Origin of the sequence: Streptomyces sp. NPDC057623 (assembly GCF_042800355.1) — a bacterium.
In the GTDB taxonomy this organism is placed as follows: Bacteria; Actinomycetota; Actinomycetes; order Streptomycetales; family Streptomycetaceae; genus Streptomyces.
In genome coordinates, this window is the sequence record NZ_JBHVGZ010000149.1 from 1 (window position 1) to 6,981 (window position 6,981).

The 6,981-nt window shown below is 70.0% G+C and carries 6 protein-coding genes; all 6 read left to right on the plus strand.

Features of this window, described 5'->3' with window-relative positions:
* Positions 1-59: 59 nt before the first annotated feature.
* The gene (locus ACFU95_RS50545) at positions 60-494 is read left to right on the plus strand and encodes an IS5 family transposase (protein WP_383844592.1); all 435 of its coding nucleotides are present in this window, start codon (positions 60-62) and stop codon (positions 492-494) included.
* Between the two features lie 147 nt (positions 495-641).
* Complete coding sequence (locus ACFU95_RS50550; protein ID WP_383844577.1) at positions 642-3,224, plus strand: glycoside hydrolase family 3 protein; 2,583 nt, start codon at positions 642-644, stop codon at positions 3,222-3,224.
* A 279-nt stretch (positions 3,225-3,503) separates the two neighbouring features.
* Positions 3,504-4,433 (plus strand): ABC transporter ATP-binding protein, encoded by a 930-nt coding sequence (locus ACFU95_RS50555; protein WP_383844580.1) that lies wholly within the window; start codon positions 3,504-3,506, stop codon positions 4,431-4,433.
* Positions 4,433-5,329, plus strand: a complete 897-nt coding sequence (locus tag ACFU95_RS50560) for an ABC transporter permease (RefSeq protein ID WP_383844583.1) — start codon at positions 4,433-4,435, stop codon at positions 5,327-5,329. The genes ACFU95_RS50555 and ACFU95_RS50560 overlap by 1 nt, the downstream gene beginning before the upstream one ends.
* A 25-nt stretch (positions 5,330-5,354) precedes the next feature.
* On the plus strand, positions 5,355-6,725 hold the full coding sequence (locus ACFU95_RS50565; protein ID WP_383844586.1) for a sensor histidine kinase: 1,371 nt from the start codon (positions 5,355-5,357) through the stop codon (positions 6,723-6,725).
* Positions 6,722-6,981: response regulator transcription factor (locus ACFU95_RS50570; protein ID WP_383844589.1), on the plus strand; the 260-nt coding region annotated here is incomplete at its 3' end. The genes ACFU95_RS50565 and ACFU95_RS50570, both read left to right, overlap by 4 nt.

Consider the following 6,981-nt stretch of genomic DNA (forward strand, 5'->3'; position numbering starts at 1 on the left):
TTCGTTGCCCGCGAGATCTACCGTCTGCTACCCCGCCCGCAACTCACCGCCGAGCAACTCTGCCCCACATCTTGACTATCCATAGGAGCATCCTCATCGTCGACCGCCACGGTCTGCCGCTGTCGATCGGCATCTCCGCCGCAAACCTCCACGACAGCCAGGCCCTCATCCCGCTGGTCCGCGGCATCCCGCCCATCCGCTCGCGCCGCGGCCCCCGACGCCGCAGGCCCGGCAAACTGCACGGAGACAAGGGCTACGACTACCGGCACCTGCGGCGTTGGCTGTCCTCCCGCGGCATCCGGCACCGCCTCGCCCGCAAGGGCATCGAGTCATCCCAACGCCTGGGCAAACACCGCTGGGTCGTGGAACGGACCGTGTCCTGGCTGTCCGGCTGCCGACGTCTCCACCGCCGCTACGAGCGAAAGCCGGAACACTTTCTCGCCTTCACCTCCATTGCTGCGACCCTCATATGCCACCGCAGACTCGCCAACTGAAATGACGTCTTATCGCGCCTCTTGACCAGTCCTGTTCAGACACTCGACACTCGCCGCACACGGCACGGGACTGACACGTGTGAGCGCTTCACTGTCCGACCGGATTGCGGGACCGGGGACTCCATTCCTCAGGAGGGCTATTTCGACATGATCACGTCTTCCGGCAACATCCCACAGGGCGCGAGCCGCCGCGAGTTGTTCAGGCAGTTAGGCCGTGCGGCAGCCGCCTTCGCGTTCCTGGCCGCCGCCGGCCCGGTGGCCACGGCCGCACCCGCCGCCGCCGGCGCGCACCCTGTCCCCGGCTCGTCGAAGCGGGTACGCGCGCTGCTCGGCAGGCTCACCCTCGACGAGAAGATCTCCCTGGTCCAGGGCACCACCGACCCACTCAGACTGGGCCAGGCCGGCTATGTCCCCGGCGTCAGGCGCCTGGGCATACAAGAGCTGCGGATGTCCGACGGCCCGGCCGGCGTCAACGTGGCCGCGTCGGCCACCGGACTGCCGCCGGTGGCCACCCTGGCTGCCGCCTTCAGTCCCCGACTCGCCCGCGCATACGGCGAAGTGATGGGCCGTGAGGGACGGGCGCTCGGCATGGACGTCCTGCTGGCCCCGCAGATCGAGCTGTCCAGGGCCCCGTACTTCAGCCGCAACAAGGACCAGGCGGGCGAGGACCCCTTCCTCAACTCGGCCGTCGCCGCCGCACAGGTCCAGGGCGTGCAGGCGCAGGGCCTGCTCGCGATGGCCAAGCACTACCTCGCCAACAACCAGCGTCTGCACGAGTTCGACCGGGCGAACCCTGAAAGCAACTACGACTTCCGCGTCGACGACCGCACCCTGCACGAGATCTACCTCCCCGCCTGGGAGGCCGTGGTCCAGGCCGGAGTGTCCTCGGTGATGGCGGCGTACAACCACCTCAACGGTGAGTGGAACTCCGAGCACAAGCCGACCTTGACCGACATCCTCCGCGGAGAACTCGGGTTCAAGGGGTTCGTCACCTCGGATTGGGGCGCCACCCACAGCGTCTCGATCGAGGCGGGACTCGACATGCAGATGCCCGACGGGTCGTACTTCGACGCCCCGTTGAAGGCCGCGATCGAGTCCGGCGCCATCCCCGAGTCCGCCCTGGACACCGCGGTCGGGCGAATCCTCGACCAGTACGATCGCTTCGGCCTCCTCGACGGCAGCCGTAAGCCCGCGCCCAGGGCCGTCGACGTCAGGGCCGGCGCCCGTGTCGCCCGCGAGGTGGCAACCCAGGGTGCGGTGCTGCTCGCCAACGATGGTGGGCTGCCGCTGTCCCGGCGGGCGCTGAACTCCCTTGCCCTGATCGGCCCGACCGCCGCTCAGGTGGCCGTGTCGGTCGCGGGCGAGCGGGCGTACGGCTTCGAGGACCGCATGATCGGCCCGCTGGAGGCGCTGCGGCGGACCTCGGGCGCCGACATCGCGTTCTCCGTCGGTGTCGACCTCACCGGGACCGTTGTTCCGGCCTCGGTGCTCACCCCGGACTCCGGCGTGACGGACCGGAATGTCGACCGCACCGGCGCCAAAGCCCTCCCGATCGGCTCCACTTACACCTGGTCCGGCACCCTGACCCCACCGGCCACCGGCGAGTACGCGCTGAAGATCCAGGGCTGGGGCGGTGCCGTCACCCTGACGCTCGACGGCACGCAGATCGCCTCGGCCAGTTCCTCCCGGGACAGCTTCGTGCGCAAGTGGTCGAGCATCGTGCCCACCACCGACGGCCTCGACAACGGCATGGCCACCGCTCAACTCGCCGCGGGCCGTGCCTACTCGGTGAAGGTCACCGCCACCGGCTGGCCGGAGACCGTCCACGACCGCGTCCCCGTCCAGGTCCGCCTGGCCTGGGTCACCCCTGAACAGCGCGCCGCCGACATCGCGGCAACAGCCCGGCTGGCGCAGCGGGTACACACTCCCGTGGTGTTCGCCTTCAACGGGTCCGGCGGCTCCACAGGCGGCTCCGGCGACCGTACGACCCTCACGATGCCCTTGCACCAGGACGAGCTGATCACCGCCGTCGCCGACGCCAACCCCCGCACCGTCGTCGTCCTCAACGTCGGCGACCCGGTCACCATGCCGTGGCGGAACCGGGTCGGCACGATCCTGCTCGCCGGATACGTCGGTCAAGAGGGCGGCTGGTCCACCGCCGACCTGCTGCTCGGCCGCGCCGATCCCGGCGGGAAGCTGACCATGACCTATCCGAAGGAGGAGGCCGACCACCCGGTGCTCGACCCTGCCCACCCCGAGCGCTACTACGGCGTCGACAGGACGGTGACGTACAGCGAAGGCGTCTTCACCGGCTACCGGCACTTCGACAAGTACGGCATCAAACCGCTCTTCCCCTTCGGACACGGCCTGTCCTACACCGAGTTCGGCTACTCCGGGCTCTCCGTCAGACACCACGACCGGACTCTTGTGGCGTCGTTCACGGTCACCAACCGGGGCCGGCGCACCGGCACCGAGGTCGCCCAGGTCTATGCCGGTGCCCCCAAGGGCACCCCGGTCGAGATGGCCGTCAGAACTCTCGCCGCCTTCCAACGCGTGGAGTTGAGCCCCGGCGAGTCACGCCGCCTCAGCCTTCGCGTCGACGAACGGCAGCTGTCGTACTGGGACAGCACGCGCAAGAAGTGGGTCCTGCCGCGCGGTCAGCGGTCGGTGTACGTCGGATCGTCCTCCCGGGACATCCGACTGACCACGACCGCCGGACAGGCACCCTGAGACACCGGGTGGAACCCGGCTGTGCACGGGGTCCGCCCGCCTGGCCGACTCGTCTCTCAGCTCGTCTCTTGCTCCTCCCGGCGCCCGCAAGGCTCCTTGGTGATTTGTCACGTTGTTTCTGGAACAAGCCCCTCCGAGTGGTACCGCGGTACCACTGGGCCGCCGAAGATTCCCCCGCAGTCCCAAGGACCTGACCCGCTGCGCTCGTAGCTTCGAAGACAGGCGCCGCGCCGCAACCGCGGCCGAGTTCGAGGTTCGAGGCAGGAAGGGCCCACACCCATGATCGAAGCGCGTGAGCTGACGAAGCGGTACGGCGACAAGACAGTCGTCGACAGGCTGAGCTTCACCGTCAAGCCCGGTGAGGTGACGGGCTTCCTGGGCCCCAATGGCGCGGGCAAGTCCACGACGATGCGCATGATCGTCGGCCTGGACTCCCCCACCGGCGGCTCGGTCACCGTCAACGGACGGTCCTACGGCCGGCACGCCGCCCCGCTGCACGAGATCGGCACTCTGCTGGAGGCCAAGTCCGTCCATCCGGGGCGCAGCGCGTTCAACCACCTGATGGCGCTCGCGTACACCCATGGCATCTCGCGCCGCCGGGTGGACGAGGTCATCGAGCTGGCCGGGCTGACCAGCGTGGCCGGCAAGCGGGTGGGCGCCTTCTCCCTCGGCATGGGTCAGCGGCTCGGCATCGCCTCGGCCCTCCTGGGCAACCCGGCGATCGTCATGCTCGACGAGCCGGTCAACGGCCTCGACCCCGAAGGCGTGCTCTGGGTGCGGAACCTGCTGCGTTCCCTGGCCGATGAGGGCCGGGCCGTGATGCTGTCCTCGCACCTGATGAGCGAGACCGCGCTGATCGCCGACCACCTGGTGATCATCGGGCGGGGGCGGCTGCTGGCGGACACCACGGTCGACGACTTCACCAGGGAGGCCGGCGGCGGTGGCGTGAAGGTCGCCACCGGCGAGGCAGTGAAGCTGCGTTCGCTGCTGGCCGGACCGGATGTCACGATCAGCTCCACCTCCGCCGAGGAACTTCTCGTCTCCGGACGCGACGCCCGGGAGATCGGGGCGATCGCCGCGCAGCATGGGATGCCCTTGTACGAACTCACCCCGCAGTCCGTCTCGTTGGAGACGGCCTTCATGGAACTCACCCGCGATGTCGTCGAGTACCAGAGCGCTCCCGCCGACACCGAGCGAAAGGCCGCCTGATGCCTGCCAGCACCGCACACAGCCGTATCCAACGTCCGGGCAAGCGGCAGAGGCTCTCCGCGGCGCCCAACCCCGGGACGCCCGCCACCTCCAGCACGACGTACAAGGTGACCGGCCTCCGGGTGTTGCGTTCGGAGTGGGCCAAGTTCTGGTCGCTGCGCTCCAGTTGGATCACCCTGGGCGTCGCCGTCTTCCTGCTGGTCCTCTTCGGGGCCGTGGCGGCCTACACCTACAGTCCCGACGCCGCCGCGGCCGGCGGTCCGCCCGGCCCAGGAGGCTCCGGCGGCGACAGTGACGCGGTCAGTCTTGCCCTGACCGGTGTGACCTTCGCGTCGCTGGCCGTCGGCGTGCTCGGCGTACTGCTGTCCGCGGGCGAGTACAGCACCGGCATGATCCGCTCCACCCTCACCGCCGTACCGCGCCGGCTGCCGGTCCTGTGGTCCAAGGCCCTCGTGATCGGGCCCATCGCCCTCATCCTCACCACCCTCGGAGCACTGGCCGCCTTCCAGTTGGGCACCCCCGGTCTGGACGGCGAGCAGATCTCGCTGGCCCTCTCCGACGACGGCGTCCTGCGCAGCCTGGCCGGCGCCGGTGTCTACCTCGCCCTGGTGGCCGTGTTCGGCGTGGCCCTGGGTGTGCTGATCCGCTCGTCCGCCGGAGCCATCGCGGCCCTGGTCGGCGTCCTGCTGATCCTGCCCGGCCTGGCCTCGCTGCTGCCCGACTCCTGGTACGACACGCTCAGCCCCTACTTCCCCAGCAACGCGGGCTCGGCCGTCTACGCCCTGCACGAGACCTCCGGCTCCCTCTCACCCGGCGCCGGGCTCGCGGTCTTCGCCGGCTGGGTGGCACTGGCCCTCGCCGGGGCGGCCTTCCGACTCGTCAAGACCGACGCCTGACCAGGGCGTGAGGACAATGGTGTCCATGAGCGCGAAACGCGCGGCAGCCGCCGCGGACACCGCCCGGAGGGCGGCGGGAGCGCCGCCCCCCGGGTTCGACACCGACTGGGCTCACCCGGTCCTGGGGCGAATTTGGCGCGGCCGGCAAGACCGGCAGCTGCTGGACCGCCGGCATCCGTGGCTGCTCGACACCGTGGTGGTGCTGGTCGTCGTCCTCATCAGCCTGCCCGACCTGCTCTCCAGCGGCAGTCGCGGTCCCTTCGGGGAGGCGGTCCACCGTGGTCAGGTACCGTCCGGCGTCGTCTACCTCTTCGCCGCGGCACTCATCGTGCCGCTGTGGTGGCGCCGCCGGGCCCCGGCCGTCACCTTCTTCGTGATCGCTCTGGTATCCCTCGTCCAGTGGTCGTTCGGCGTGTGGCAGCAGGCCGGGATCAGCACGCTGGTCGCCCTGTACACGCTGGCCCTGCACGGTTCGTTGCGCGTGCTGGGCTGGGCCGCCGCGGTGACGGTGGCCGAGACGAGTGTGGCGGTCTGCGTCCTGGTGGATGTCGGCAATCCGCTGCGCGGCCTGTTCTTCCTGCTGGGCACGGCGACGGCGGCCATGGCGATCGGTCTGACCCTGCGGATCCGCCGGATGTACCTGGCGGCGCTGGAGGACCGTGCCAGACGCCTGGAGATCGAGCGCGACCAGCGCGTCCAACTCACCGCCGCCGCCGAGCGCTCCCGGGTCGCGCGCGAGATGCACGACATCGTCGGCCACAATCTCTCGGTCATGGTCAGCGTGGCCGACGGCGCCGCGACCCTCGCCGCCAACCGGGGCGAGCAGTCGGCCGAGGCCCTGCGTATCCTCGGCGACACCGGCCGCCAGGCCATGAGCGAACTGCGCCGGGTCCTGGGCGTCCTGCGCGAGGAGCGGGAGGACGCGCGGATGCTCAGCCCACAGCCGGGGATCCATGATCTGGATCCCTTGCTGGCGCGGGTACGTGCAGCAGGTCTGACGGTGACCTATCGAACCGTCGGCGACCTCGACTCGCTGGGCAGCGGCGTGCAGCTCACCGTCTATCGCATCGTCCAGGAAGCCCTGACCAACACGCTCAAGCACGCGGGTTCCGGCTCCAGGGCCGAGGTCTCCGTGACGGCCGATGCCGGCAAGGTGCGGATCCGGGTCGCCGACACCGGCGCACCGCCGGGGGTGTCCGTACGAACGAAGCCGGAACCACGAACCGGCCCGGGCGAGGCCGGGCACGGCCTGATCGGCATCCGCCAGCGGGCCGCCATGTACGGCGGCTCCGTCAACATCGGACCGCGGGGGACCGGACATGGCTGGCTCGTGGACGTCGTACTGGAGGTACCCGCCGCACCCGGCCCGTCGGCATCAGGAGACCATCTGCCATGACCACCGTACTCATCGCCGACGACCAGCCCCTCCAGCGTATGGGCGTACGCATGCTCCTGGAGGGCACAGCGGGCCTGGAACCGGTCGGCGAGGCCGAGCACGGCGCCGAGGCAGTCCGGATGACCGCGGAACTCCGCCCCGACGTCGTCCTCATGGACATTCGCATGCCCGGCATGGACGGCATCGAGGCCACCCGCCGCATCATCGCCACCGGCGGCCGCACCCGCGTCCTCATCGTCACCACCTTCGACCTCGA